This is a genomic window from Mycobacterium sp. IDUB_39, from assembly GCF_055419205.1.
Genome location: NZ_JBVAXF010000002.1, coordinates 210,440 through 236,099, shown reverse-complemented (window position 1 = coordinate 236,099; position 25,660 = coordinate 210,440). Strand labels below are relative to the sequence as shown.

At 67.4% G+C, this 25,660-nt stretch carries 28 protein-coding genes; 17 read left to right on the top strand and 11 right to left on the bottom strand.

The features are described from left to right. Window positions 1-101 precede the first annotated feature (101 nt). The 8 genes from lmeA to ACZY0X_RS07255 all read left to right on the top strand — a co-directional run bounded on the left by lmeA (window position 102) and on the right by ACZY0X_RS07255 (window position 4,318). Entirely contained in the window at window positions 102-899 is a 798-nt protein-coding gene (lmeA, locus tag ACZY0X_RS07290; RefSeq protein WP_463768980.1) for a mannan chain length control protein LmeA, read from the top strand. Continuing rightward, window positions 896-1,321, top strand: a complete 426-nt coding sequence (locus ACZY0X_RS07285) for a thioredoxin family protein (protein WP_463768979.1) — start codon at window positions 896-898, stop codon at window positions 1,319-1,321. The genes lmeA and ACZY0X_RS07285 overlap by 4 nt, the downstream gene beginning before the upstream one ends. Further along, window positions 1,318-1,452, top strand: coding sequence for an Ms5788A family Cys-rich leader peptide (locus ACZY0X_RS07280; protein WP_463768978.1), 135 nt, complete (start codon window positions 1,318-1,320; stop codon window positions 1,450-1,452). Before ACZY0X_RS07285 ends, ACZY0X_RS07280 begins: the two co-directional genes overlap by 4 nt. Before the next feature lie 82 nt (window positions 1,453-1,534). After that, window positions 1,535-2,005: a DUF4395 domain-containing protein gene (locus tag ACZY0X_RS07275; RefSeq protein ID WP_463768977.1), complete on the top strand. Its 471-nt coding sequence runs from the start codon at window positions 1,535-1,537 to the stop codon at window positions 2,003-2,005. Between the two features lie 64 nt (window positions 2,006-2,069). After that, window positions 2,070-2,903: a sulfurtransferase gene (locus ACZY0X_RS07270; protein ID WP_463768976.1), complete on the top strand. Its 834-nt coding sequence runs from the start codon at window positions 2,070-2,072 to the stop codon at window positions 2,901-2,903. 2 nt (window positions 2,904-2,905) lie between these two features. After that, complete coding sequence (locus ACZY0X_RS07265; RefSeq protein ID WP_241403117.1) at window positions 2,906-3,208, top strand: DUF1416 domain-containing protein; 303 nt, start codon at window positions 2,906-2,908, stop codon at window positions 3,206-3,208. A gap of 172 nt (window positions 3,209-3,380) precedes the next feature. Next, window positions 3,381-4,058 carry a heme-binding beta-barrel domain-containing protein gene (locus ACZY0X_RS07260; RefSeq protein WP_463768975.1) on the top strand — a complete coding sequence of 226 codons (678 nt, stop codon included), beginning with the start codon at window positions 3,381-3,383 and terminating at the stop codon, window positions 4,056-4,058. Further along, window positions 4,058-4,318, top strand: a complete 261-nt coding sequence (locus ACZY0X_RS07255) for a hypothetical protein (protein ID WP_463768974.1) — start codon at window positions 4,058-4,060, stop codon at window positions 4,316-4,318. Before ACZY0X_RS07260 ends, ACZY0X_RS07255 begins: the two co-directional genes overlap by 1 nt. 23 nt (window positions 4,319-4,341) lie before the next feature. On the opposite strand, the gene ACZY0X_RS07250 is transcribed toward ACZY0X_RS07255, so the two are convergent. Further along, the gene (locus ACZY0X_RS07250) at window positions 4,342-5,835 is read right to left on the bottom strand and encodes a PucR family transcriptional regulator (RefSeq protein ID WP_463768973.1); all 1,494 of its coding nucleotides are present in this window, start codon (window positions 5,833-5,835) and stop codon (window positions 4,342-4,344) included. 92 nt (window positions 5,836-5,927) lie between these two features. Between ACZY0X_RS07250 and ACZY0X_RS07245 the strand changes: the two genes are divergently transcribed. Both ACZY0X_RS07245 and ACZY0X_RS07240 read left to right on the top strand, forming a co-directional pair. Further along, window positions 5,928-7,166: an NAD(P)/FAD-dependent oxidoreductase gene (locus tag ACZY0X_RS07245; RefSeq protein ID WP_463768972.1), complete on the top strand. Its 1,239-nt coding sequence runs from the start codon at window positions 5,928-5,930 to the stop codon at window positions 7,164-7,166. Window positions 7,167-7,182: 16 nt separating this feature from the next. Further along, on the top strand, window positions 7,183-7,569 hold the full coding sequence (locus ACZY0X_RS07240) for a Rid family detoxifying hydrolase (protein WP_463768971.1): 387 nt from the start codon (window positions 7,183-7,185) through the stop codon (window positions 7,567-7,569). A gap of 273 nt (window positions 7,570-7,842) precedes the next feature. Here the strand turns inward: ACZY0X_RS07240 and ACZY0X_RS07235 are convergent, their stop codons facing one another. Further along, window positions 7,843-8,733: an aminodeoxychorismate lyase gene (locus ACZY0X_RS07235; protein WP_463768970.1), complete on the bottom strand. Its 891-nt coding sequence runs from the start codon at window positions 8,731-8,733 to the stop codon at window positions 7,843-7,845. Window positions 8,734-8,774: 41 nt separating this feature from the next. On the opposite strand from ACZY0X_RS07235, the gene ygfZ reads away from it, so the two are divergent. Both ygfZ and ACZY0X_RS07225 read left to right on the top strand, forming a co-directional pair. Beyond that, on the top strand, window positions 8,775-9,854 hold the full coding sequence (ygfZ, locus tag ACZY0X_RS07230) for a CAF17-like 4Fe-4S cluster assembly/insertion protein YgfZ (RefSeq protein ID WP_463768969.1): 1,080 nt from the start codon (window positions 8,775-8,777) through the stop codon (window positions 9,852-9,854). Window positions 9,855-9,998: 144 nt separating this feature from the next. Beyond that, window positions 9,999-10,181 carry a DUF3073 domain-containing protein gene (locus ACZY0X_RS07225; protein ID WP_463768968.1) on the top strand — a complete coding sequence of 61 codons (183 nt, stop codon included), beginning with the start codon at window positions 9,999-10,001 and terminating at the stop codon, window positions 10,179-10,181. A 190-nt stretch (window positions 10,182-10,371) separates the two neighbouring features. On the opposite strand, the gene purM is transcribed toward ACZY0X_RS07225, so the two are convergent. Then, window positions 10,372-11,454 carry a phosphoribosylformylglycinamidine cyclo-ligase gene (gene purM / locus ACZY0X_RS07220; protein ID WP_463768967.1) on the bottom strand — a complete coding sequence of 361 codons (1,083 nt, stop codon included), beginning with the start codon at window positions 11,452-11,454 and terminating at the stop codon, window positions 10,372-10,374. A 136-nt stretch (window positions 11,455-11,590) separates the two neighbouring features. Here purM and ACZY0X_RS07215 point away from each other — a divergent pair, with 136 nt between their 5' ends. Beyond that, complete coding sequence (locus ACZY0X_RS07215; RefSeq protein ID WP_463768966.1) at window positions 11,591-12,025, top strand: cupin domain-containing protein; 435 nt, start codon at window positions 11,591-11,593, stop codon at window positions 12,023-12,025. A 72-nt stretch (window positions 12,026-12,097) separates the two neighbouring features. Continuing rightward, window positions 12,098-13,075: an NmrA family NAD(P)-binding protein gene (locus ACZY0X_RS07210; RefSeq protein ID WP_463768965.1), complete on the top strand. Its 978-nt coding sequence runs from the start codon at window positions 12,098-12,100 to the stop codon at window positions 13,073-13,075. Window position 13,076: 1 nt separating this feature from the next. On the opposite strand, the gene purF is transcribed toward ACZY0X_RS07210, so the two are convergent. Beyond that, the gene (gene purF / locus ACZY0X_RS07205) at window positions 13,077-14,618 is read right to left on the bottom strand and encodes an amidophosphoribosyltransferase (protein ID WP_463768964.1); all 1,542 of its coding nucleotides are present in this window, start codon (window positions 14,616-14,618) and stop codon (window positions 13,077-13,079) included. A 154-nt stretch (window positions 14,619-14,772) separates the two neighbouring features. Here purF and ACZY0X_RS07200 point away from each other — a divergent pair, with 154 nt between their 5' ends. Next, a complete protein-coding gene (locus tag ACZY0X_RS07200; RefSeq protein WP_463768963.1) occupies window positions 14,773-16,029 on the top strand; it encodes a DoxX family protein in 1,257 nt (418 codons plus the stop codon). A 5-nt stretch (window positions 16,030-16,034) separates the two neighbouring features. Here ACZY0X_RS07200 and ACZY0X_RS07195 read toward each other — a convergent pair whose 3' ends face one another. Then, complete coding sequence (locus tag ACZY0X_RS07195; RefSeq protein WP_463768962.1) at window positions 16,035-16,427, bottom strand: sterol carrier family protein; 393 nt, start codon at window positions 16,425-16,427, stop codon at window positions 16,035-16,037. 16 nt (window positions 16,428-16,443) lie between these two features. Here ACZY0X_RS07195 and ACZY0X_RS07190 point away from each other — a divergent pair, with 16 nt between their 5' ends. Both ACZY0X_RS07190 and ACZY0X_RS07185 read left to right on the top strand, forming a co-directional pair. Further along, entirely contained in the window at window positions 16,444-17,649 is a 1,206-nt protein-coding gene (locus tag ACZY0X_RS07190; protein ID WP_463768961.1) for an MCE family protein, read from the top strand. 34 nt (window positions 17,650-17,683) lie between these two features. After that, window positions 17,684-18,118, top strand: a complete 435-nt coding sequence (locus tag ACZY0X_RS07185; RefSeq protein ID WP_463768960.1) for a PPOX class F420-dependent oxidoreductase — start codon at window positions 17,684-17,686, stop codon at window positions 18,116-18,118. A gap of 12 nt (window positions 18,119-18,130) precedes the next feature. On the opposite strand, the gene ACZY0X_RS07180 is transcribed toward ACZY0X_RS07185, so the two are convergent. The 6 genes from ACZY0X_RS07180 to ACZY0X_RS07155 are packed head-to-tail and all read right to left on the bottom strand — an operon-like array spanning window position 18,131 to window position 25,635. Next, the gene (locus ACZY0X_RS07180; protein ID WP_463768959.1) at window positions 18,131-18,739 is read right to left on the bottom strand and encodes an Rv0804 family intramembrane glutamic endopeptidase; all 609 of its coding nucleotides are present in this window, start codon (window positions 18,737-18,739) and stop codon (window positions 18,131-18,133) included. After that, on the bottom strand, window positions 18,739-20,463 hold the full coding sequence (locus ACZY0X_RS07175) for an alpha/beta hydrolase (RefSeq protein WP_463768958.1): 1,725 nt from the start codon (window positions 20,461-20,463) through the stop codon (window positions 18,739-18,741). The genes ACZY0X_RS07180 and ACZY0X_RS07175 overlap by 1 nt, the downstream gene beginning before the upstream one ends. Continuing rightward, window positions 20,460-22,754 carry a phosphoribosylformylglycinamidine synthase subunit PurL gene (purL, locus tag ACZY0X_RS07170; protein WP_463768957.1) on the bottom strand — a complete coding sequence of 765 codons (2,295 nt, stop codon included), beginning with the start codon at window positions 22,752-22,754 and terminating at the stop codon, window positions 20,460-20,462. Before purL ends, ACZY0X_RS07175 begins: the two co-directional genes overlap by 4 nt. 9 nt (window positions 22,755-22,763) lie before the next feature. Beyond that, on the bottom strand, window positions 22,764-23,969 hold the full coding sequence (locus ACZY0X_RS07165) for a cation:proton antiporter domain-containing protein (RefSeq protein WP_463768956.1): 1,206 nt from the start codon (window positions 23,967-23,969) through the stop codon (window positions 22,764-22,766). Between the two features lie 43 nt (window positions 23,970-24,012). Next, the gene (locus ACZY0X_RS07160) at window positions 24,013-24,363 is read right to left on the bottom strand and encodes a VOC family protein (RefSeq protein WP_463768955.1); all 351 of its coding nucleotides are present in this window, start codon (window positions 24,361-24,363) and stop codon (window positions 24,013-24,015) included. A 15-nt stretch (window positions 24,364-24,378) separates the two neighbouring features. Next, entirely contained in the window at window positions 24,379-25,635 is a 1,257-nt protein-coding gene (locus tag ACZY0X_RS07155; RefSeq protein ID WP_463768954.1) for a M18 family aminopeptidase, read from the bottom strand. Window positions 25,636-25,660 lie beyond the last annotated feature (25 nt).

Genomic DNA, 25,660 nt, shown 5'->3' with positions numbered 1-25,660 from the left:
ACGTGGCCGTTACCGACCAACGATCGCCTAACGATAGCGTGCCACCTGCGAATTAGCCGCGCTGAGCGGGTGCCCACCCACCAGTACGCCAGAATGTGGCAGTGCGCAGGATCCTGATCGGTCTCATCGCGGGCCTGACATCGCTCGTCGTCGCAGCCGTCGGTGTGGACTTCGGGGCCGCGATCTACGCCGAGTACCGCTGGGCCCGCAGCGTCAGGACCGCCAACGACCTGGGCTTTGACCCGTGGGTCAGCATCCTGGGCTTCCCGTTCATCACCCAGGCACGCGAGCACCACTACGGCGAGGTGGAGATGCGCGCCTACGGTGTCGCACACCCCCTGGTGGGGAAGGTCTCACTGGAGTCCACGCTGCACGACGTCGACCTGAGCGGGTCGTCCTGGCTGGTCGCGCCCGACACCGCCCTGCAAGTCGGCAAGGTCGAGAGCCGCATCATCGTCGACTCCACTCACGTCGGCCGCTTCATGGGCGTCAAGGACCTTCTCATCGAGGCGCCGACGCGGGAGACCAACGACTCCACCGGGGGCACCACCGAGTCGGGCATATCCGACAGCCACGGCCTGGTGTTCACCGGTACGCCCACCGCGGCCGGTTTGGATCTGCGGGTCAGCGTCTCGGTGGACCTGACGATCGTTGGCGAGGATCGGACGACGGTGGCGCTGACACCCACCGGCGTACTCACCGGGCCCGGTACCGCCGACCAGGAGGTGCCCGACGAGCAGCTCGCCGCGGTGCTCGCCGCATTCACCACCCGCCTGCCGGACATGAGGCTGCCCTTCGGCATCGCACCCACCAGCGGAGGCGCCCGCGGCTCCGACGTCATCGTCGAGGGCATCGCCGAGGGACTAACCCTGCCCCTGGATGGGTTCCGACAGTCATGAGCTCTTCGGTCGTGGCGGTCATCGCGATCCTCGTCGGCGCGCTGGGCGTGGCCTACGTGATCGGACGACTGATGACGCTGCGAGCCGGCCTGATGCGCGCCCAGTCGGCCGAGGACGCCGTCGACACCAGCGACCTGGGGCTGTCGACGACCGGACCGACCATCGTCCACTTCACCGCCACGTGGTGCGGACCGTGCGCGGCCGTACGGCGCGTCGTCGACCAGGTCTGCGCGGAGCTACCCGCCGTCGCCCACGTCGAGATCGACATGGACACCAATCCAGACGCGGCACGGCGCCTTTCAGTGCTGTCGTTGCCGACGACCTTCGTCTTCGACGTCGACGGCCGCCGGCGGTATCGCGCCACCGGTGTACCCAAGGTCGCTGACCTGCGGTCGGCCGTCGAACCGCTATTGGCCCAATGACTTCGTCTTTCAGGGCGGATTTGGGTAAGCTGTCGGTCGTGTCCGCCCGCCTTGAGCCCATGCTCACCAAGCGCCGCGCAGTCGATCTGTGCCGCGTCGCGGGTTGTTGCTGTTGTTGTTGTAGCTGCTGAGCACCGCGCCCCTTTCGCGTCGCTCTCGGAGCAGCCTCTCGTGGTGTGCCCACCAACAACTGTCCAACAGCAGGAGCAATTCGTGTCAAACCAGAACTTTGATCAGGTTGACGTTCGCGGTCCGCGTTTTTCCGCCTGGGTGACCACCGCCGTCATCGTGGCGGCCCTGCTCACCTCTGCCGTCAGCCACACCACCGCGGCGCTACTTCTCGCCGCCCAGGGTGTGGTCTTCGCCGTGGGCGCACTCGGTGGCCCCCGCAGGCAGCCCTACGGTCAGATCTTCGCCAGGCTCATCTCCCCCCGGCTCGGTCCGGTGACCAAGCGTGAGCCCGTGCCGCCCCTGAAGTTCGCGCAGTTCGTCGGCCTCATCTTCGCGCTGGCAGGCACGGTCGGCTTCGCCCTCGGCTGGACCGCGCTGGGGTGGACGGCAACCGCCCTCGCGTTGATCGCCGCATTCCTCAACGCCGCCTTCGACATCTGTCTGGGCTGTCAGCTGTACCCGCTCGTCGCTCGTCTGCGTCGAGTGAACGAAGCGCCTCACCTCCCCGCCTGAACCCCATAACCCCACTGAACCCACTGAACCCCACAACCTCACAGAAATCGAAAGGACTCCACACATGGCTCGCAGCGACGTGCTGGTCAGCACCGAATGGGCCGAGAACAATCTCGGAGCCCCCAACACCGTGTTCGTCGAGGTCGACGAGGACACGTCGGCCTACGACGGCGGCCACATCGCCGGGGCGGTGAAGCTGGACTGGAAGAAGGACCTGCAGGACCCGGTCCGCCGCGACTTCATCGACCAGCAGCAGTTCTCCAAGCTCCTGTCGGACAAGGGCATCGGCAACGACGACACCGTGATCCTGTACGGCGGTAACAACAACTGGTTCGCCGCGTACGCCTACTGGTACTTCAAGCTGTACGGCCACACCGACGTCAAGCTCATCGACGGCGGGCGCAAGAAGTGGGAACTCGACAGCCGTCCGCTCTCCAGCGACACTGTCGACCGACCGTCCACCTCGTATGAGGCCAAGGCCCCGAACAATGACATCCGTGCCTTCCGCGACGAGGTGATCGCGTCGATCGGCGAGAAGAACCTGGTGGACGTCCGCTCCCCCGACGAGTTCTCGGGCAAGATCCTGGCGCCGGCGCATCTGCCGCAGGAGCAGAGCCAGCGTCCGGGCCACGTACCCGGTGCCATCAACGTGCCGTGGAGCAAGGCGGCCAATGAGGACGGCACCTTCAAGTCCGACGAGGCCCTGGCCAAGCTCTACGCCGACGCCGGTCTGGATGGCGAGAGGAAGATCATCGCGTACTGCCGAATCGGTGAGCGCTCATCGCACACCTGGTTCGTTCTGCAGGAATTGTTGGGCCATAAGAACGTCAAGAACTATGACGGCAGTTGGTGTGAATACGGCTCCCTGGTGGGTGCCCCGATTGAGTTGGGAAGTTAATTATGTGCTCTGCACCGAAGCAAGGCGTGACGTTGCCCTCGGGCGTCGATCTCGAGAAGGAGACGGTCATCACGGGCCGCGTCGTTGATGGCGCCGGCCAGACCGTCGGTGGGGCATTCGTGCGCCTTCTCGACGGTTCTGACGAGTTCACCGCAGAGGTCGTCGCGTCGGCCACCGGTGACTTCCGGTTCTTCGCGGCACCGGGTTCGTGGACGCTGCGGGCCCTGTCGCCCTCGGGCAACGGCGATGCCAGCATCGCCCCGTCCGGCGCCGGTATTCACGAGATCGACGTCAAGGTCGCCTGACCCAGCGCGGAGGCGGGGCATCGGCAAGCGGGGGCACCCCGCGAACCGAGGCCCCGCCGAAGAACTAGGATGACATCGTGGTTCTGATTTTCGAGTTGCTGCTAGTCGTGGCCGTCGTGGTCATCACGTGGTTCGCGGTCTATGCGCTGTACCGGCTCGTCACTGACGAGTTGTGAGTTCTGACGACGCGGGAACGGACGGGCTGACGAGCGGTCTGACCCCGGGATCCGGCGACCGCGCCGTTGCTGCGGCTGCCGAACGCGCCAGGGAGACCGCGGGCCGAAACATCCCCGGGTTCGACGATCTGCCGGTTCCCGCCGACACCGCAAACCTCCGGCTGGGCGTCGGGCTCAATGACGCACTGCTGGCTCTGCTGCCGATGGTCGGTGTCTGGCGCGGCGAAGGCGAGGGCCGCGACTCCGACGGCGACTACCGATTCGGCCAGCAGATCGTGGTGTCGCACGATGGCGGCGACTACCTCAACTGGGATTCCCGCTCGTGGCGGCTGTCCGAGACCGGTGAGTTCGAGGTCGCCTGGCTGCGCGAGACCGGGTTCTGGCGGTTCGTCGACGATCCGGCCGACCCGGGCGAGTCCCAGGCCATCGAGCTACTGCTGGCCCACTCCGCCGGCTATGTCGAGCTGTTCTACGGCAGTCCCATCACGCAGTCGTCGTGGGAATTGGCCACCGATGCGCTGGCACGCAGCAAGTCGGGTGCGCTGGTCGGCGGTGCCAAGCGGCTGTACGGCATCGTCGAGGGTGGTGATCTCGCCTACGTCGAGGAACGCGTCGACGCCGACGGCGGACTCGTGCCCCATCTCTCGGCCCGACTGACCCGGTTCGTCGGCTAGTGCGACCCACACACCTGCTCGTCGCGCTCGCCGCGGCCGTACTGCTCACGTCGTGTGGTGCTGCGGCCGAGCCCGCCCAGTCACCGTCACCGTCGGCGCCTGCCACCCCGATCGGCCACGGCGGCTACGCCGAATGCCTTGCCGAGCACGGGATCTCCTCACCATCCGCCGGTCCCGCCGCACCGCCTGGAGTCGACCCGCAGACCTGGGTTGACGCGCAGCGGGCGTGCGCGGGCAAGGCTCCCGGCCCCGCATCCTGACGCGTCGGACACTTCCTCGTTCGTCACCGCCCGCGGTCATGTAGCAGAAGCAGGGCGGCGACCCGCTTACCTGGCGTATCCAGGTCTGCACCCATGATTCGCTCGGCCTTCTTCATCCGCAGTCGCACGGTGTTCGGATGGACATTCAACATGGCCGCGGCGGCGTTGACGTCCCCCCAGTGCTCGAGCCAGGCATGCACGGTGCTGGCGAGCTCGGTGCCCTCGAGGCGATCAGCATCGCGCAAGCGCTGTAATTCGCTCTGCGCCACGGTGTGAACCGCAGTGACAGCGCGGCTCAAAACGATGGTGTCCCAAACCTGTTCGTGTGTCGCAGATCGATGTCCCAAGTCGCGCGCCGCGGCCAGCGTATCGACCGCTTCCACGCGGGCCGCCGCCAACCCCGAGCTACCTGCGGTGACTCTGCTCGCTCCGAGCGCCCCAGGGGCGGACTCAGAAATATCAGCTAGCCATGGCCAGCCGCCCGGGCCGGGTCGCTCGCCGACCACGGCGAACACCTGTGCGTCGACATCGACGAGCACCGGATCCTCCCAGGACTTCTTCCGCAGGAACGTCCGCCACAGGGTCAGGTCCTCGCGCGGGCCGACGCTTGAGAGTCGTTGCAGAGCCACAACTCTGACTGGCTCAGCAACCAGTGACGCGTCCTGCTGATCGGCGGCGACCTCACCGGCGAGCGCCGCGCGGAGCCGACCTATCGAGTACCGTCCGGCCACCTCGAGTTCGGCGCAGAACCGCACGAGATGCAACGTGACCGCGGTGCACGCCGCAAACAGGCGCGCCTCGAGATCCGGATCGAGGTCGTCATCTGAGATTGCCCAGATCGAACCGATCAACTGGCCGCCCACGCGTAGCGGGATGACGAGACGCTGCGCAAAGCCCGGCTCCTCAGCCGGCACCAGAAACGGGCTGCTCTCCCGGGCCAACCTCTTGAGAACCCCACTGGCCCGCAATCGCTTCAAGACATCCGACGGAACTGCGCGGCCCATGATGGTTGATGTCCGGGTGACGTCGGCACGCTGTGTGGTCGCCGAGTAGGCGACCACACGGCTGCGGGCGTCTTCGATCGTGACCGGCGAATCCAGAATCTTGGCCACCACCTCGGCCAACGCGAACAGCCTTTGCTGCGCCGATGCGGGACGCGTCACGTCTGCCTGCCCATCCAGCAACAGTCCACGCGCCAACCAAATGAACTGCGACCAGTCCATCTGCGGGTTCAACGCCGCCAACGTGACACCCCGCTCGGTGCCGCAGGCTCGGACGGCATCTGAGACTGGTTGTGGCAGAACAACTACAGCAGCTGAGACACTGGCGGCCAGCTCGACGACCTGCCTCTGCATCTGTTCCTCGGTGGCACCGACGGCAGCTATCAGCGAACCGGCGCCGGCAGCCAAGTGGTCACCCCACAGGTGCACCGCTGTCACAACACGTGGGCTGCCCTCGACCAGGGTTGCGACAACCCCGGTACCCAACGCCTCGCAGAAATCCACGCCTTGGAGCATGAACAGACTGTAGATCCCGAACAGCCGCGAGCTGCCATGGTGTCCAGTTCTGACATCGCCCCTAATGGATTGCAGGGCACAGTATGTAGTGCGTGAACACAAACAGTGCGCCACTGAAGCGAGTCGCGGTGATCGGTGCCGGCATGGTCGGCCTGTGCACCGCCTGGTATCTGCAGGAGCACGACGTCGATGTCACTGTGTTTGATCGCGAGGACGTCGCCGCCGGATCGAGTTGGGGCAACGCCGGCTGGCTGACGCCCAGCATCGCCACCCCCCTGCCGGAGCCCGCGGTGCTGAAGTACGGACTGCGGGCCCTGCTGAGCCCCTCGTCACCGGTCTACGTCCCGCCCAGCCTCAACCCGAAGCTGCTTCGCTTTCTTGCGCAGTTCGCGCGCAACAGCACCGCCAACCGGTGGGAGAAGGCCATGAAGGCACTGATCCCACTCAACAACGAAGCGCTTGCCGCGTTCGAGGAAATGGAACTGAGCCTCGCGGAGAAGTCGCTTCCTGCAGTTCCTTTCATCGCCGCCTATCGCAACGCGGTCGATCGCAAGGTGCTGCTCGAGGAATTCGAGCAGATCCGTGCAGCGGGCCAGTCGGTCAACTTCGAACTACTCGACGGAGACCGGGCGCGCGCGGAGGAGCCCGCGCTGTCGTCGGAGGTCAACGCCGCGATCCGCATTCTCGACGAACGGTTCCTCAATCCGGCGGCCTTCGTTCACTCAGTCGCCGATGCTGTTCAGTCCCGGGGTGGCACCATCGTGCGCGACACGGCCGTTGACCGCATCGACGATGACGGCGCCGGGGTACGAGTCGCCGGCAGGCACTTCGACGCTGTGGTGGTGGCGACCGGCGCCCGCCTCAACAACCTCGTCAAGCCCTATGGCGTGAAACGGCTGGTGCAGGCCGGACGCGGCTACAGCTTCACCGTGAAGGTCGACCACCTGCCGCGAGGACCGGTGTACTTCCCCGCCCAGCGGGTGGCGTGCACGCCTGTCGGCGATCGCCTCCGCATCGCCGGAATGATGGAGTTTCGCGACGTCGAAGCGCCCGCGGACCCTCGGCGCATCGGCGTGCTGCGTGACGCTGCCTCGGAGCTGCTGTCCGGTGCTCACCTAGACGAGCGTGAGGACGAGTGGGTGGGGGCGCGGCCATGCACTGCCGATGGCCTGCCTCTGATCGGGCGATCGACCAACCCTGCGGTCTTCATCGCGGGCGGCCATGGCATGTGGGGTATCACCCTGGGCCCGGTCACCGGAAAACTGCTCGCGCAGCAGATGACAACACGTCAGACACCGGCTGCGCTACGCGCCGTCGACCCCCTTCGATGAACGGACACAAAACCTCATGAGTGAACTCCGAAGGATCGCCTCCGCCTCGGCTCCCGCCGCAGTGGGCCCATACGTGCAAGCCGTTGCCCATGCCGGCGTTCTGTACTGCTCGGGCTCATTGCCGCTGAACCCCGCCACCGGCACGATCGAGGCCACCGACATCGCCGGCGAGGTTCGTCAGAGCCTGACGAACCTGGCCGCGGTGTGTGCGGAGGCCGGTACCGATCTCAGCCGCATCCTGCGGGCCACGATCTACACCACCCGCCTGGGTTCGTTCGCCGATATCAACGCCGCCTACGCGGAGTTCTTCGACACCGCCTTCCCGGCGCGCACCACCATTGAGGTTGCGGCACTGCCCCTGGGCGCCACCGTCGAGATCGACGCGATCGTCGCTCTGAACTGACCCGCTCCGCGGCCCCCAGACATGGAGCGGCCCCCGAGCCGTGGTTCTCCTTGGTGGACGACCGAGGGGCTCGGGGGCCGGGTGGCTGCAGGGAATTCGCTAGCGCGCGCAGGTGTCTCGTATGCGCGTAGAGCAACGACTCCCCGGCGCTGCTAGCGGGCAGCCACCTCACATGTCCGTATGCCAATCAATTTGTCGGACCACCTCCCTTCGTGTGTACGAGCGACCGTACTCCCGAACCGACAGGCCGACAACCAATTTTCGGGCCCCGATTCAGCCACCCTCCTGAACCGCCGCGTCAACGAGTTCGGCCACCTCGGCCGCCATGGGCGCGACCGGCAGGACGGCACCGTCGAGCATCCGCACCCGGGCTGCCAGCGTCACGCTGGAGAGCAGCCAAAGCCCTTGCGCGGCATGAAGATCCTCGACACGAAGCGGCTGAGTATCGCACCGCCAGCCACCTCGGCGCGCCACGGCGAACAATGCCTGCGCGGTGGTGCCCGGTAGCAACGGTGACGACGGCGGCGGCGTCAGCAGCACGCCAGGTTCCGGTGCGATCACGACAGTCGACCGCGCCCCCTCCAGCACGAATCCATCGGCGGACACGAGGACGACGTCGGTGGCACCCAACCGCTCGGCATGCCTCTGCGCTGCGGCGAACGTGGCGTAGGACAGCGACTTGACCCGGGCCAGCGACCACGGCGCATCGTCGACGTCGTAAGCCGGAAGCCCGCGGTCAACCGTCACTGCAGTCACACCGTCACGTCGCGCCACGAGGGCGCGCTCGGGTAGCGCCGACACCGTCACGAACCCGCTCGACCCGCCTTCGCGGCGACGGCCGTGCAGCAGTCGCAGCACGGCCTCGCCCCCAGACCACCGCGACACAGCGACATCGACCGCCACCCGAAGGCGACCGAGGTCGGGCGCGGGCAGCCCGACGGTCTCGGCCGACGCGGTCAGCCTGGCGAGGTGCGCGGTCAACAGACACGGCAGGCCGTCGCGGACCAGGAGGGTCTCGAAGATGCCGTCACCCCGCGCGATCATGGGGTCGTCGGCGTGGAGCGCCGGCGCGCGGGCATCGATCACCTCGGGGCCCCATCCGACACCGCCCGATCCGACACCCAATCGGACGACGACAACGTCGGCGTCAATGCGGGGTGTCATGGGCCTGAGGTTATCCGTGCAGTTCTCCGTAGAGTTGAGGCATGTCCGCAGTTCCCGCACCAGATACGTCCCCCGACGCAGGCGCCACGTGGCACCACGGCGATCCGTTCGGGGAGCAACGCGCAGCAGCCGAGTCCGTCGTGATCGTCGACCGCTCGCACCGCGCCGTGCTCGCACTGACCGGAAAGGACCGACTCACCTGGCTGCACACCATCTCCAGCCAACACGTCAGCGACCTGCCCGACGGTGTGGTGACCGAGAATCTGAGCCTCGACGGGCAGGGCCGTGTCGAAGATCACTGGTTTCAGGTCGACCTCGACGGTGTCACCTTCTTGGACACCGAATCGTGGCGCGGTGAACCGCTTCTGGCCTTCCTGCGCCGGATGGTCTTCTGGGCCGACGTCGTCGTGGAGCCCGCTGACCTGGCTGTTCTGTCGCTGCTCGGGCCCGCTGTGACGGGAGCCCCGGTGCTGGACGCGCTGGGGCTGGCCGAACTGCCCGCCGCGGGGGCGGCGACCGCGCTTCCCGACGGCGGATTCGTCCGCCGCCTCGGTGAGACCGACGTGGACGTCCTGGTGCCACGCGATCAGGCCGCGCAGGTGCAGAGCCGGCTGGTTGCCGCCGGAGCCCGGCCCGCGGGCATCTGGGCCTATGAGGCGCACCGCGTGACGGCGCTGCGGCCGCGCCTCGGTGTGGACACCGACGAACGCACCATCCCGCACGAGGTGGGCTGGATCGGCGGCCCGAGTGAGGGTGCGGTGCATCTCGACAAGGGCTGCTACCGGGGCCAGGAGACCGTGGCACGGGTGCACAACCTGGGCAAACCGCCCCGCATGCTGGCTCTGCTGCACCTCGACGGATCCGGAGACCGGCCCGCCACCGGCGATCCCGTATTGGCCGGCGGACGCCCGGTCGGACGGTTGGGCACCGTCATCGACCACGTCGACGAGGGTCCCATTGCACTGGCTCTGCTGAAGCGTGGGCTGCCCGCCGACACCGAGTTGACCACCGGCGGCGAGGTCGAGGTGGCCGCTGTCATCGACGCCGATTCGCTGCCCACGACCGACGGTGTGGGGGCGGGACGGCTGGCCGTGGAACGTCTGCGTGGCCGTTCGCGTTGATACCGCATGCCCGGCGCTCTCACAGGGCCGGGCCTGACAGCACGGAGCCAAAGGGCACGGTAAGGTGTTGCCAGGACGAAAACACACTCAGATCGGAGCCGCCTGTACATCGGGCCGCTCCGTTATTGCGCGAGGGGGTCCCTCATGGGCCGTGGCCGAGCAAAGGCAAAGCAGACAAAGGTCGCTCGTGAGCTGAAGTACAGCTCTCCGCAGACCGATCTCAGCCAGCTACAGCGTGAGCTGTCGCACGCTCCCGACGATCTCAACAGTCGGGGTGTCCCCGACGTACCCGAAGAGTGGGTCGAAGAGGACGACTGGCGCCGCTGAGGCCGCGCCCGTCCCCGGGTCAATCAACTAGTCAAACCGCAGGTGCTGTCCCACGCTCTTGATGTCCTTCAACGGCAGGGGCGGTCCTGACGTACCCGAAGAGCAGGACTGGCGCCGCCAAGGCCGCGCCGTCCCCGGGTCATCAACTAATCAGAACCGCGGGGCACCAATCACAACCCCGGTGAACTAATCAGAACCGCGGGTGCTGTCCCACCAGCTGTGCGCGCGCCTCGTCCTTGGCGCCCTTCTTGACCGTGCCCAGGGTCCAGCAGTCCAGGTGTCGGGCGGTCAGAATCGCCAACGCTCGGTCGGTGTCCTCCGGCGCGACGATGGCGACCATGCCGATGCCCATGTTGAACGTCTTGTCCATCTCTGCGCGGTCGATGCGTCCGCGCTGCGCGATCATGCCGAACACCGGTGCAGGCGTCCAGGTGCCACGATCCAGCTCGGCGGTCAACCCGTTGGGGATGACGCGCTCGAGGTTGCCTGCCAACCCGCCACCGGTGATATGGCAGAAGGTGCGGACCTGCGACTCGGCGGCCAGCGCCAGGCAGTCCTTGGCATAGATGCGCGTCGGCTCGAGCAGTTCCTCGCCCAGCGTGCGGCCGAACTCCTCGACGTGGCCGGCCAGGTTCATCCGGTCGATCTCCAGCAGCACCTTTCGTGCCAACGAGTATCCGTTGGAGTGCAGGCCGGTGGATGCCATCGCGATGATGACGTCGCCGGGCTTGACCCGATCCGGGCCCAGCACGTTATCGGCCTCGACCACGCCGATGCCGGTCGCGGAGATGTCGTAGTGGTCCGGTGCCATCAGGCCTGGATGCTCGGCCGTCTCGCCGCCCATCAGTGCGCATCCCGCCAGGACGCAACCGTCGGCTATGCCCGACACGATCTCGGCGACACGCTCGGGAACGGTGCGGCCGACGGCGATGTAGTCCTGCAGGAAGAGCGGTTCGGCACCGCACACCACGAGGTCGTCGACAACCATCGCGACCAGGTCGAGCCCGACGGTGTCGTGCTTGTCCATGGCCTGCGCGATCGCGAGCTTGGTGCCTACGCCGTCGGTCGACGAAGCGAGCAGTGGCTCCCGGTAGTCCCCACGAAGCGCGAAGAGTCCGGCGAAACCGCCGAGCCCACCGCGCACCTCGGGACGGGTCGCCTTCTTGGCCAGGGGCTTGAACAACTCAACGGCACGATCTCCCGCTTCGATGTCCACCCCAGCTGACGCATAGGAGGTGCCGCGCCCTTCGGCCGGCGTGCCCTTGTTCGTCATCGCTGATTCGCTTGCTGAACCTCGCTCATCGCGCCCAAGATTACCGGTACCCGAACCCCGCGGTGCACGCACGCCGGTCGGGCCGATCCAATCGGTCCCCCTCGGTGCCCTCACACGTGTGTCACGCTGGGCCATCATGAACAGACATCGCTGGTTGACGGCCACTGTGGCCGCTGCACTACTGCTCCCGATCGGGGTTGCGAGCCCCGCGTCGGCGACGCCCGGCATCGACATACAAGCCGAGACGCTGTCACAGGCGACCGTCGACGGAGTGGACTACCTGACCAAGGAGATCACCATCGCGCCGGGCGGGAGCACGGGCTGGCACTGGCACCCCGGACAGGTCTACGGCGTGATCCGGGAGGGCACGCTGACGCACTACTCCTCGGACTGCTCGATCGACGGCGTCTACCCCACGGGCGCCACCATCACCGAGGAGAGCGGGCCCGGCTACGTGCACGTCGGCCGCAACCTCGGTCCCGACCCCCTGGTGATGTGGGTGGGCTACATCGAGCCGGCCGGTGCGCCACAGGCCAATGCGGTGCCCAACCCCGGCTGCTCGTTTGAGTGATGCCGTCAGCGGTCATCCGAACATCCACCGGCTCCGAATACCTACCGAGCCAGCTGGACGATCGGAGAACTGGTGTCGGAGGCGAACACGCGGTGCCTGGTGACCGGCGCAACGGGATACATCGGCGGGCATCTGGTGCCGGTGCTGTTGAGTCGGGGACACCCCGTGCGCGCGTTGGCGCGCAGCCCCGACAAGCTGCGCGATCAAGTCTGGCGTGATGACGTCGAGGTGGCGCGCGGTGATCTGGGTGATCCCGAGTCGCTGACCCTGGCATTCGAGGGTGTCGACGTCGTCTACTACCTCGTCCACTCGATGGGCTCGTCGTCCGACTTCGTCAGCGAGGAGGAGCGCTCAGCCAACAACGTCGTCGCCGCGGCGAGGCACGCCGGGGTGAAGCGTTTCGTCTACCTGAGCGGCCTGCACCCCGACGGCGACCTGTCACCGCACCTGCGGTCACGCGCCGCCGTCGGCGACATCCTGATCGAGTCGGGCATCGAGACCGTCGTGCTGCAGGCGGGCATCGTGATTGGGTCGGGTTCGGCGTCGTTCGAGATGATCCGCCACCTCACCGACCGGCTGCCGGTGATGACCACCCCAAAGTGGGTGCACAACCAGATCCAGCCGATCGCCGTCGACGACGTCCTGCACTACCTGGCCGCGGCCGCCGAGGTGTCGGTGCCCGAGTCGCGCACGTGGGATATCGGCGGGCCGGACGTGATGGAGTACGGCGAGGCGATGCAGGGCTATGCCGACGTCGCCGGGCTCCGCAAACGCGTGATCGTGGTGCTGCCGCTGCTGACGCCGTCGATCGCAAGCTGGTGGGTGGGCCTGGTGACGCCGATACCCTCGGGTCTGGCGCGCCCGCTGGTCGAGTCCTTGCACTGCGACGCCGTCGCGCTAGAGCACGACGTCGACTCGGTGATTGGCCCGCCGCCAGGCGGCCTGACTCCCTACCGGGAGTCGGTCAGGGCGGCGCTCGACCACGATGGAACGGCGTCAGGCGGTGGGCGTCGTCACCTGTTCCGGTTCAGTTCTGCCCAGCCGCAGTGATTTAGGGCCTACGGACGGCGCTTGCGTTGTCGTTGTCGGCTTGCAGCGGAATACCGGTTCGGGCCGCGGTCTCGAGCATGTGCTCGATCACGTTCTTGCCCAACGCGGTCTCACCGGGCAGCTCGATCGGGTAGTTGCCGTCGAAGCATGCCGAGCACAGTCGCGTCGCAGGCTGCTCGGTGGCGGCGATCATCCCGTGGGTACTGATGTAGCCCAGGGTGTCGGCACCGATCGCGCGGCGGACACCGTCGATCATCTCGTCCTCGTCGGCCGAGTTGCTCGACGCGTTGGCGATCAGCTCGGCCGGGGTGGCGAAGTCGATGCCGTAGAAGCACGGCCACCGCACCGGGGGCGAGGCGATCCGGACGTGCACCTCGAGGGCGCCCGCCTCGCGGAGCATTCGGATCAGCGCGCGCTGAGTGTTTCCGCGCACGATCGAGTCGTCGACGACGATCAGCCGCTTACCGCGGATGACTTCCTTCAGGGGGTTGAGCTTGAGCCGGATGCCGAGCTGGCGAATGGTCTGTGACGGCTGGATGAAGGTGCGGCCCACGTAGGCGTTCTTCATGAGGCCCTGGCCGTATGGGATACCCGAACCCTGGGCGTAGCCGACCGCGGCGGGGGTGCCCGATTCCGGCACACCGATCACCAGGTCTGCATCGACGGGCATCTCGGCGGCGAGCCTGCGGCCTATCTCCACGCGGGTGGCGTGCACCGAACGACCCGCAAGAATGCTGTCCGGGCGCGCGAGGTACACGTACTCGAAAACGCACGCCTTGGGTGTCGGGTTGGCGAAGCGCGTGGAGCGCACGCCGTCGGCGTCGATGGCCAACAGCTCGCCGGGCTCGATGTCGCGGACGAATGACGCGCCGACGATGTCGAGCGCCGCGGTCTCCGAGGCCACTACCCAACCGCGGTCCAACCGGCCGAGCGACAGCGGGCGCACACCATGCGGGTCACGCGCCGCATAGAGGGTGTTCTCGTCCATGAAGGTGAGGCAGAACGCACCGCGCACCGTCGGCAGCAGTTCCAGAGCAGCCTGTTCCAGCGTCGAGTCGGCCGCGCCGTGCGCCAGGAGCGCGCCAAGGATGTCGGAGTCGGTGGTCGCGGACGCCGGGGCACGGGTGTTGATCAGGCCGGCATCTCGCGCGCGCGCCGCCAGTTCGGCGGTGTTGACCAGATTGCCGTTGTGTCCCAAGGCGACACCGGTACCTGCCGCGGTGTTGCGGAACACCGGCTGCGCGTTCTCCCACGTGGTGGAGCCGGTCGTGGAGTAGCGACAGTGTCCGACCGCGACGTGACCTTCCATCGCGGCAAGCGTCTGCTCATCGAACACCTGGCTGACCAGGCCGAGATCCTTGAACACCAGCACCTGCGAGCCGTCGGCGACGGCGATACCCGCCGCCTCCTGGCCACGGTGTTGCAGTGCATAGAGGCCGTAATAAGTGAGCTTGGCCACGTCCTCGCCAGGGGCCCAGACGCCGAAGACGCCGCACTCTTCCTTCGGCTCGTTATCTACCTGTACGGGCTCTTCGGCGGTCACAATCAGGCTGCTCCCTGGGGGCTGGGGGTGACGTCTTTGAGTCTACGGTGAACGACGGTCAAAGACGGAATCGCACGACGATGTCGCAGTTCATTTCAACCACGAAGACACCGTGCGCGATTCCCGGCCGCACATTCACGCTCAAGGGAGATACATGCACTGGCGTTTGCCGACCCGCATCGCGTTCCGTTTCTGCGTCGTCTACTTCGGTTTGTTCTGCCTGACGTTCGCCCAGATCACCTTCGTGTTCACCGGCGTGCTGTCTCAGTGGCTCCCCGACCGCGCCGTGCTGTGGCAGATGATCGCGCTCGAACCCGTCACCGGATGGGTCGGTCGCACGGTGCTCGGTGTCGACTCGCCGCTGACGGACTCCGGCAGCGGCGATCAGGCCGCCATCTGGGTGCTGATCTTCTCGCTGTTCGCCGTCGCCGTCATCGCCACGGCGGTCTGGTCGGTGCTCGACCGGCGGCGCGCCGCCTACCCGCGCCTGGCCGCGTGGTTCACCACGTTCCTTCGCCTCTGCCTCGGCGGTCAGATGCTGTTCTACGGCTTCGCGAAGGTGATTCCGACGCAGATGCCGACGCCGCCGCTGTCGAGCCTGCTCGAACCCTTCGGGAACCTGAGCCCCATGGCGGTGCTGTGGCTGCAGGTCGGCAGCTCGCACCCGTACGAGATCGCACTGGGCGCCGTCGAGGTCGTGGCCGGGCTACTGCTGTTCTGGCCGCGGACGGCACTACTGGGCGCGCTGCTCAGCGTCGTGGGCACCGGCCAGATCTTCCTGCTCAACATGACCTACGACGTGCCGGTGAAGATCCTGTCGTTCCACCTGCTGGTGATCAGCGTGATTCTGGTGGCGCCGCATGTCCGGCGACTGGCCGACGTGCTGGTGTTGCAGCGGCAGGCCGACCCCTTCATCCCTGCCGACCTGTTCTCCGCCGCCAGGCGCAACCGGATCGCGGTGGCGGTGCAGCTGGCGCTGGGCGTGTGGGTTGCCGCGGGATGCGTGGCGATCAACGTCGCGGGCTGGTACGCGTACGGCGACGGCAGAACCAAACCCGAGTTGTACGGCATCTGGTCGGTGACCGAGTTCACCGTCGACGGTGCCGTGCGGCCCCCGCTGACCACCGACGAGATGCGTTGGCAGCGGGTCGTCTTCGACCACCCGGGCGTGGTGACCCACCAGCGCATGGACGGTGAACTCGTCGATGAGCCCGCGACTCAGACGGGCGATGTCCTGACGTTGGGCACCACCACCCTGACCATCGACCGGCAGAGCCCGGACCGATTGCGCCTCGACGGCAGGATGGACGGAAAGCCCGTCACGATTGAACTGCAGCGGCAGCCTCTGGACGACTTCACCCTGCGCAGTCGCGGTTTCCACTGGGTGCAGGAGACGCCCTACTTCGGCTGAGCGGCTCAATTCGAAAGCGGGACCACCGGCAGCCATTCGGCGATCTCCTGCGCCCGCGACCCCGACATCTGCAACGCCCCACCGGCGGCAGCGTCGGGTACCGAGAGCAGTCCGGTGGCCAGCAGGAGCCACGTCCTCGGATCGGTCTCGACCACGTTCGGCGGCGTGCCCCGGGTGTGGCGAGGGCCCGAGATGCACTGCACCGCAACGAATGGGGGGACGCGGACTTCGACGCTCGCACCGGGAGCCATCGCCGCCAGTGTTCGGGCCGTGAGCCGGACGGCATCGGCCAGCACGGTTCGGTCCGGCGCCCCGACATCGTCCTCGCGCAGCCAGTCGGCAATTGCGGTCACCGCTTGCCGAGTCTTCGCCGGATCCGCGGTGCGACGGGCAGCCATACCCTAGTGTCGCAAAATGGCCTTCGACCGCCACGCGCCGCCGTACAAAGCGGCCGGTGCGGTCTTCCTCATCGTGATCGCCCTGGTCGCGACGCTGATCTACAAGCAGTTCCGTGGCGACTTCGATCCGCGCACGCCGCTGGTCGTCGTATCGCCGCGTGCCGGCCTCGTCGTGGAACCCGGCGCCAAGGTCACGCTCAACGGGGTCGAGATCGGCAAGTTGAAGTCGGTCACCACGACCATGGTCGGCGGCGCCGAGGGAGCCCACCTGAATCTTGAGGTCGACTCGCGCCAGCTGTCCCGGATACCCGCCAACGTCGAGGCTCACATCAATGCCAGCACGGTGTTCGGCAACAAGTACATCGCGCTGAGTTCTCCGGGTGACCCATCCGCCCAACGCATCTCATCCGGTGACGTGATCAGGGCATCGTCGGTGACCACGGAGTTCAACACCCTGTTCGAGACGGTCACGGCGATCGCCGAGCAGGTGGATCCGATCAAGCTGAACGCCACCCTGACGGCGACCGCCGAGGCGCTCACCGGCCTCGGCGACCGGTTCGGCGCATCCCTTGAGAACGCCAACGTGATCCTCGACGACGTCAACGCCCGGATGCCGCGCCTGACCGAGGACATCGTCGCGGCCGCCGATCTCACCGAGATCTATGCGGACTCCGCTCCCGGCCTCGTCGACGGACTGGACGCGGCACTGACGACGGCGGCGTCGCTCAACGAGCGACGCAAGGAGATCGACGCGGCACTGATGGCCTCGATCGGATTCGGCACCACCGCCGCCGAGACGTTCGAGGAGGCGGCGCCGTTCCTCGTCCGCGGTGCGGCCGACCTCGTGCCGAGTGCCAAGTTGCTCGACGACTACCGGGGAATGCTCTTCTGCACCATTCGCAACTACCACGACGTCGCGCCGCGGATTCAGCGCTCACTCGGCGGCGACAACGGGTATTCGCTGTCGGCGTACGGCACGGTGATGGGCGCGGGAAACCCGTTCATCTATCCCGACAATCTGCCGCGCGTCAACGCCCGGGGCGGCCCCGAGGGCAGGCCGGGCTGCTGGCAGAAGGTGACCCGCGACTTGTGGCCCCACCCCTACCTCGTGATGGACACCGGTTACAGCATCGCGCCCTACAACCACATGGAGATCGGCCAGCCAGTCGCCATCGACTACGTCTGGGGCCGCCAGATCGGTCAGCTGACCATCAACCCTTGACGTCAACCTCGCTTGAGGTTCTACCGTGGCTGCCATGGCTCCTAAGACGTTTCGGGAACACGAGATCGAGTACATGTCGGCGACCGACCTGGGTCGCCTCGCCACCATGGCACCGGACGGCACGCTGCAGAACAGTCCCGTCGGGTTCAGCTACAACGACGAACTCGGGACCATCGACATTGTTGGGTACGGCATGTCCTCGAGCCGTAAGTTCCGCAACATCGCCACCAACCCGACCGTCGCGTTCGTCGTGGACGATATCGCCTCACGCGATCCGTGGCGGGTGCGCTGCCTGGAGATCCGCGGCATCGCGGTGCAGGCCGAGATCGACACTGTGCCAACCGAACCCAACGGTGACCGACTGGACCGATCCATCATCCGCATCACACCACGACGCATCATCAGCTTCGGGATCGACGACACCGACACCGAGCCGCACCTGCTCACTGCGGACGCCCGCGATGTCTAACGCTCGCGGTGTCTAAGCCCTGCGCTGCACCGTGAGCGCGGCGATCGCGCCCGCCTCGTTGACCGCCAGGTGGGCCAGCATCGGCGCGAGCAGACTTCCCGACCGGGCGTAGAGCCACGCGAATGCCCAACCGGCGGCACCGGTGACGAGCACCGTGCCGACCACGGGTTCACCGACGCGGCGCGCGTCGGCGATATGCGATAGCCCGAATGCGGTGGCCTGCAGCAGCCGACCCCATCGCGGCCCGAACGCAGCCTCGGCGGCGGTGCCCAACACGCCACGATAGGCGGCCTCCTCGCTCCACACCGTGCCGAGCGGGATGCGGGCCAGCAGCCACTCCCCCGTCGATCCGGGCAGTTCCCGATCGGCCATCTCGGTTCGCACCGGCGGCAGCGCGGTCGACGTTCCGACGGCAGCCGATACCAGGGCGGCGACCGGAAGCCCCCACCGCAGGCCGCGCCAGATCGCCGGTGGGGTCAGCCCGAGTGCGGCCCCGGAGCGACGGACCAGCACACCGGCCAACGCGGTCTGAACCACCATCTGCGCGCGGGGCGCCATTCTGGGGCCGACCGTGCCACTCCAGGTCACCAACCCCGTGGCCAACGCGAGGGCGTCACGCATCAGGACGCGGGTCCGTCTTTGGCTGCCGACTTCTGCAGCGAGGCCCGGACGCGTTCGGTGTCGTCGGCGGTCCAACCGTCCGGTGGCACCACGGCGGCCCAGCCGTCGAGCACCGAGTCGCCGTAGTTGTGGCCATGCCCGCCCGGCACCGCGGACGCATTGGTCATGTCGGCGCTGACCTGCCAGAACGTGACAATCGGATACCACCGCATTGACGCGGTGCGATCAGCACCGGGGGGCTCGACCAGCCACTGTGGCCGGGAGAACACCAGATCCGGTGACCACCAGATGATCGGATCGGACGCATGTTGCAGGAACAGCACGCGGGTGCCGTTCCATGGGGGCTTGGCGATCTTTGCGATGTCCTCCGCGTCGGCGGCCTGAGAGAAGCGGACCGTGCGCCCGTTGTCGTAGCGCGGTTGCACCTCCGGGCTGCCCGGGTCGCGTCGGGCGACGAGAGCGCTCCAGAGCGAACTCTCGTGCGGTGGGCCGACCCAGAGCACGGCCGAGAAGTCCATCCGCGCGATGTCAGGCAGCCATCCGAAAGCCCCCTGGCCCGCCATCGAGCCCAGGCTCTCGCCGTAGAGCACCAGTTTGGGCCGCCCCTGCGGCGGCAACTCGGTCCAGCGCTCGTGGATCGCGTCGATCAGCATGCGGCCCGACTCGATGGACTTCTCGCGATCAGCGAGGAACGAGATCCAGCTGGGCAGATAGGAGTACTGCACCGCGACCATGGCAGTGTCGCCGTTGTACATGGTCTCCAGTGCGCGGGCCGCGGCGGGATTGACCCACCCGGTGCCCGTGGTTGGCACGATGACGAGAAGCTTGCGGTCGAATGCGCCGGTGCGTTCGAGTTCGCGGATCACGACGTCCATGCGCGCGGCGTCGCTGTCGGCGGTCTGCAGCCCGGCATAGACCCTGATCGGTTCCTTGGCCGGTCTGCCGTTGACCCGCACCAGGTCGTCGATGTCGGGGCCGGTCGCCACGAAGTTGCGGCCCTGATAGCCCAGTGTGTCCCACGGCGCGAATGATGTTGGGCTGCCTGATCTCTGCGGCTCCGTGGGTTGGGTGACACCGTCGCGGGTGGCGGAGTTCTGCGGTTGGAACACCATGCTCGCGCCGGCCAGAAAGCCCCGGTACAGCACGCCGTTGATGAGCATGATGAGCACCACGACCATGATCGACGCACCGATGAACAACGCCACCTCGTGGTGCAGATGCCACCGCCGGATGAACAGAAGAGCCAGGAGCTTGGCGGCGTCCAGGAACACCCGCGACATCCCCACGCACAGTCCGCCGACGAGCACCGAGATTCCCAGCGTGCGTAGGTAGGCCGGCGTGTCGGGTCCCTCGATGCCCATCAGCGTCGACACCTGACGCTGCCACGCCGAGGCGGGCACGAGCATCAGCAGGGACGCTGCGATCGACGACGCGACGGTGACGGCCTTCAGCCAGTACAGGATTCGCGGTGCGGGCGGCCACCAGCTGCGGCCACGGAGAATGAAGCGGCGCACCGCTTTTCCGATCAGCACGCCGATGGCGTAGCCGATCGACGCGTTGAGACCCCCGATGAGCCCCTGGAACAGCCAGTCGCGGGGCAACAGTGAGGGTGTCAGCGACAGACAGAAGAACAGCGCACCGAACGGAACGCCGACGAAGTCGAGCCGGATCAGGCTCCAGGCCCAAACCAGTAGCGGGTGTTGTATGTGGGCTGGCGCCCTCACCCGAACAGTCCGGGCAGAACGCCCTCCGACGTGCTCCGCAGTTCCTCGAGACTGATGGTGAACTGCCCTTGGACCTCGACGGAGTCACTGCCTTCGTCGACGACGCCGATGCGGACCGCCGGAAGTCCGCGCGCCTCGCACATCGCGCGGAACCGGCTCTCCTCGGTGCGTGGAACGGCGACCAGCACCCGACCCGTGGACTCCGAGAACAGGGTGACGAAGGGGTCGGCATCCTCCGGAAGCAGGATGCGGCAACCGGCTTCACCGGCCATGGCGGCCTCCACGACCGCCTGGATCAGCCCACCCTCACTGAGGTCGTGCGCCGCCGAGATCAGTCCGTCGCGCGACCCGGCGGTCAGCACGTCGGCGATGAGCATCTCGCGCTCCAGGTCGACAGTCGGCGGCATGCCGCCCAGGTGGTCGGCGGTGACCTGCGCCCAGATCGAGCCGTCGAACTCGTCGCGGGTGTCGCCGAGCAGCATGAGCGTCTCACCGGGTTCGGTGCCGAAGCCGGTGGGGATGCGCCGCTTGACGTCGTCGATGACACCGAGCACACCCACCACCGGGGTCGGGTGAATCGCCGTCGTCCCGGTCTGGTTGTAGAAGCTGACGTTGCCACCACACACCGGAATGCCAAGCGTCACACAGCCATCCGCGAGACCACGAACGGCCTCGGAGAACTGCCACATGACGCCGGGGTCCTCGGGCGAGCCGAAGTTCAGGCAGTTCGTCACGGCGGCGGGGGTGGCTCCGGTGACAGCGACGTTGCGGTACGCCTCCGCCAGCGCGAGCTGCGCCCCGGTGTAGGGGTCAAGGGCGGTGTAGCGGCCCGACGCGTCGGTGGACAGCGCCACGCCGCGCCCGGTCTCCTCGTCGATGCGCAGCACACCGCCGTCGGCGTGCTCGGCCAGCACGGTGTTACCGCGCACGTAGCGGTCGTACTGCTCGGTGATGAACGCACGGCTGCACAGATGCGGACTGCCCAGCAGCGCGAGCAGAGTCGCGCGCAGTTCGTCACCGGTGGCCGGGCGGGGCAGCTTCGCCGAGGTGTCGGCGTTGAGCGCGTCCTGGGTGTCGGGGCGCTCCACGGGGCGCTCGTAGACGGGGCCCTCGTGCGCGACGGTGCGCGGCGGCACGTCGACGACGGTCTCGCCGTTCCAGGTGATCTGCAGCCGGTCGCCCTCGGTGACCTCACCGATGACCGTCGCGAGGACCTCCCACTTGCGGCACACCGCCATGAACTTCTCGACATTGTCCGGCGTCACGACCGCGCACATGCGCTCCTGCGACTCGCTGGAGAGCACCTCGGCGGGTGTCATGAACTTGGCCCGCAGCGGCACCTTGTCCAATTCGATGGACATGCCGCCGTCACCGGCGGAGGCGAGTTCAGATGTGGCACACGATAATCCAGCACCGCCGAGGTCCTGGATGCCGACCACGAGGCCGGCCGCGTAGAGGTCGAGGCAGCACTCGATGAGCACCTTCTCCATGAACGGGTCGCCGACCTGGACGCTGGGCAGCTTCTTGCGGCCCGCGCCGTCCTCGTCGCCACCGAACGTCTCCGAGGCCAGCACCGAGACACCGCCGATACCGTCGAGGCCGGTGCGGGCGCCGAACAGGATGATCTTGTTGCCCGTGCCCGACGCGAAGGCCAGGTGCAGGTCCTCCTTGCGCAGCACGCCCACGCACAGGGCGTTGACCAACGGGTTGCCCGCGTAACAGGGATCGAACACGGTCTCGCCGCCGATGTTCGGCAGACCCAGCGAGTTGCCGTATCCGCCGACGCCGCGCACGACACCGTCGAGAACTCGCCGTGTGTCGGGGGCGTCGGCCGCGCCGAAGCGCAGTTGGTCCATGACGGCCACCGGGCGGGCACCCATCGCCATGATGTCGCGCACGATGCCACCGACTCCGGTCGCCGCACCCTGGTACGGCTCGACGTAGGACGGGTGGTTGTGTGACTCGACCTTGAACGTCACGGCCCAGCCGTCGCCGATGTCGACCACGCCGGCGTTCTCACCGATGCCCGCGAGCATGGTGGACCGCATGGCCTCGGTGGTCGTCTCGCCGAAGTAGCGCAGGTGCACCTTGGAGGACTTGTACGAGCAGTGCTCGCTCCACATCACCGAGTACATCGCGAGCTCGGCGTCGGTGGGGCGACGGCCGAGGATCTCACGGATCCGCTCGTACTCGTCATCCTTCAGCCCCAGCTCACGGAAGGGCTGAGGCTGATCGGGGGTGGTGGCGGCGTGCTGGACGGTGTCTACAGATGGGGAGGACCCGGATGTCACCCCGGTAGTTTATTCGCTTTGCGTGCGGGCGAACGCGCGCGCTGCCGCTGGCGCCCCAAAACCGTGCAGGAAGACGCTGCCCAACACCACCGCGACCATGACGAGCAGGACTGTGTGTTCGTCGCCTCCCTCGAGCACATTGAAGGCCAGCAGGCCGAAAACGATCGATGCGGCGCCGCGTGGACCCAGCCAGCCCAGCATCAGCCGTTCCGGCCAGGAGAACTTCGACCCGAGCATCGCCACCGCCACCGGCAGCATCCGCACCAGCGTCAACGCCAGCAGACAGAACACCACCACCCCGACTGTCAGGCCGGCTCGCCAGTAGGCGATCAACGCGACGCCGCCGAAGACGAACCACATCGCCGCCGTCAGCAGAAAGCTGAGGTCGTCCAGCAGCTCCAGCTCGCGCACGGCATCCTGGGAACGCCGGAAATAGTGATACGCGACACCACACACGAAGGCCGCGACGAAACCGTTGCCCGCCACCCCGAGACTCAGCGTGTACGCGAGGGCGGGCGCGCACACCACGATGATGCGTTTCGACTGCGCCGTCATCAGGCCGCGTCGCTCGGCGGCGTTGGCCGCCAGTGCCAGGCCCGTACCAACCGCCAGGCCGAGGACAAGGGCCTTGAGAGTGTGCGGGACCGCGTCGGCAAGCGCCGCCAGCGGGGTGTCGGCGGGATCGCGATCGCCGCCGGCGAGGGCCAGCGCAAAGATGAAGATCGGCGAGATGATGCCGTCGTTGTAGCCGGCCTCGGCGTTGAGCAGATCGCGGACCCGGCGGGGCACCTGCCTGTCACGCACAATCGATGGGACCGGGGAGAAGTCGACCAGCGCCACGATGCACGCGATGACGAGCAGGGTCCCCCACGAGGTGCTGGGCAACAGCCAAAAGCCAAGCAGCACCGACAGTCCCAGGCTCAGCGGCAGGGCGATGAAGAGCAGTCGCATGGTCGAGCGCGGGTCACCACCGAACAGGCGCCCACGGACGGCGGTCGCGTCGACGAAGAGCAGTACCGCCAGGATGATTCCGGCGATGTGCTCGGCAAGCTCGGAATCGAGGGTGTCGGCCAGCGAGCCGTGCGTGGTGTATTCGACTACAGCGCCGGCGATGACCAGGAACAGCGGTGATGTGATGAGCCACCGTTTGAGCCGCCTGGCCGAGAGCGCCCACCCCGCCAAGACGACCGAGACCGCGATGAGCGACAACAACACCGGCGCGATCTTGCCACGTCCACCGCCATTCTCAGGCGGTGTGTCAGGCCTCGCCCGCCACGCAGAAGGAGTTGCCCTCGGGGTCGGCGAGCACCACCCAGTCGAACTCCGGGCCGAAGCTGTTCCGGCCGAGTTCTGTCGCCCCGGCGGCGACCAGTCGGGCCACCTCGGTCTCCTTGTCGGCACTGTGGAGGTCCAGGTGGACCTTGTTCTTGCCCGGCGTCGGATCGGGCACCCTCTGGAACCCCAGCGTCGGCCCCTTCTCCAGGGCCACCATGACGAACTCACCCGGGGCCACGGCATTCACCGTGCCGCCGACAGCCTCACTCCACCACGCCGCGAGCGCGTCGGGATCTGTGCAGTCGAAGGTCAGCATCGCAATATCGAGAGACATGCGACTCACGCTAGATCACGCCGGTGACAGAAACGCCTGCAATGCCGACGAGTAGGACGCGACATCGTGGGCCCCCATCAGCTCACGCGCCGAGTGCATCGCGAGCTGGGCCGCGCCGACGTCGACGGTCGGGATTCCCGTGCGCGCCGCCGTCATCGGACCGATTGTCGACCCGCAGGGCAGATCGGCGCGGTGCTCGTAGCGCTGCAACGGGACACCCGCCTGCTCACACGCCAGCGCGAACGCAGCCGCCGTGCGACCGTCGGTGGCATAGCGCAGGTTCGGCTGCACCTTCAGCACCGGCCCGCCGTTCACCGCGATCAGATGGCCCGGTTCGTGGCGATCCGGGTAGTTGGGATGCGTCGCGTGCGCCATGTCGCCGGACGCCACCATGGACCCGGGGATGCGGCGCAGGAAGTCCTCGCGTCCCCCGCCCGCGGCGAGCGTGATGCGTTCGAGCACCGTCAGCAGCAGATCGGACTGCGCGCCGTGGTCGGACGTCGAGCCGACCTCCTCGTGGTCGAACAGCGCGAGCACCGGCAGGTGGTCACCCGGTTCGGCGGCCAGGAACGCCTCCAACCCGGCGTAGCAGGTGCCCTGATTGTCGAGCCGGGGCGCACTGACCATGTCGCGGTCGACGCCGATAACCGTTGACGGGGCCAGGTCGTGGGTCATCAGGTCCGCAGCGAGCACCTCACCGGGGTCGAGGTCCACACTCGCGGCGACGTAGGAGACGAAGTCGCGTGCGGAATCGCCGACGCCCCACACGGCGTTGACGTGGCGCTGCGGATCCAGCGTCACACCCTTGCGGTCCTCGGAGAGGTGTATCGCCAGCTGCGGCACACGCAGCACCGGGTCGTCGACACGGACCAGCACGTGTTCGACGGTGTTGGAGCGGCGCAGCGACAACCGGCCGCTGACCCCGAGGTCGCGGTCGAGCCAGGAGTTCAGCCACGCCCCGCCATAGGGCTGCAGTGCCACGACGCGCCACCCGGCGACGACCCGGTCGGGGTGCTGTTTGACCCGCAGATTGGGACTGTCGGTGTGACCGCCGACGATGCGGAACGGCGTTGCGGCGCCGTTCGTCCGCCACGCCACCAGTGAGCCCGCGCGGACCGTGAAGTAGCCACCGGGCGTGCTCGGCCAGTGCTCGCTCTCGGACAGTTCGGTCAGGCCCGCGTCGCGCAACCGCTGCGCTGCGGTCTCGCACACGTGATAGGGCGACGGGGATGCGTCGATGAACTCGCAGAGGCTCTGGGGGCTGGCTGCCATCTTTGTATCTTGACGGGTGATTTCC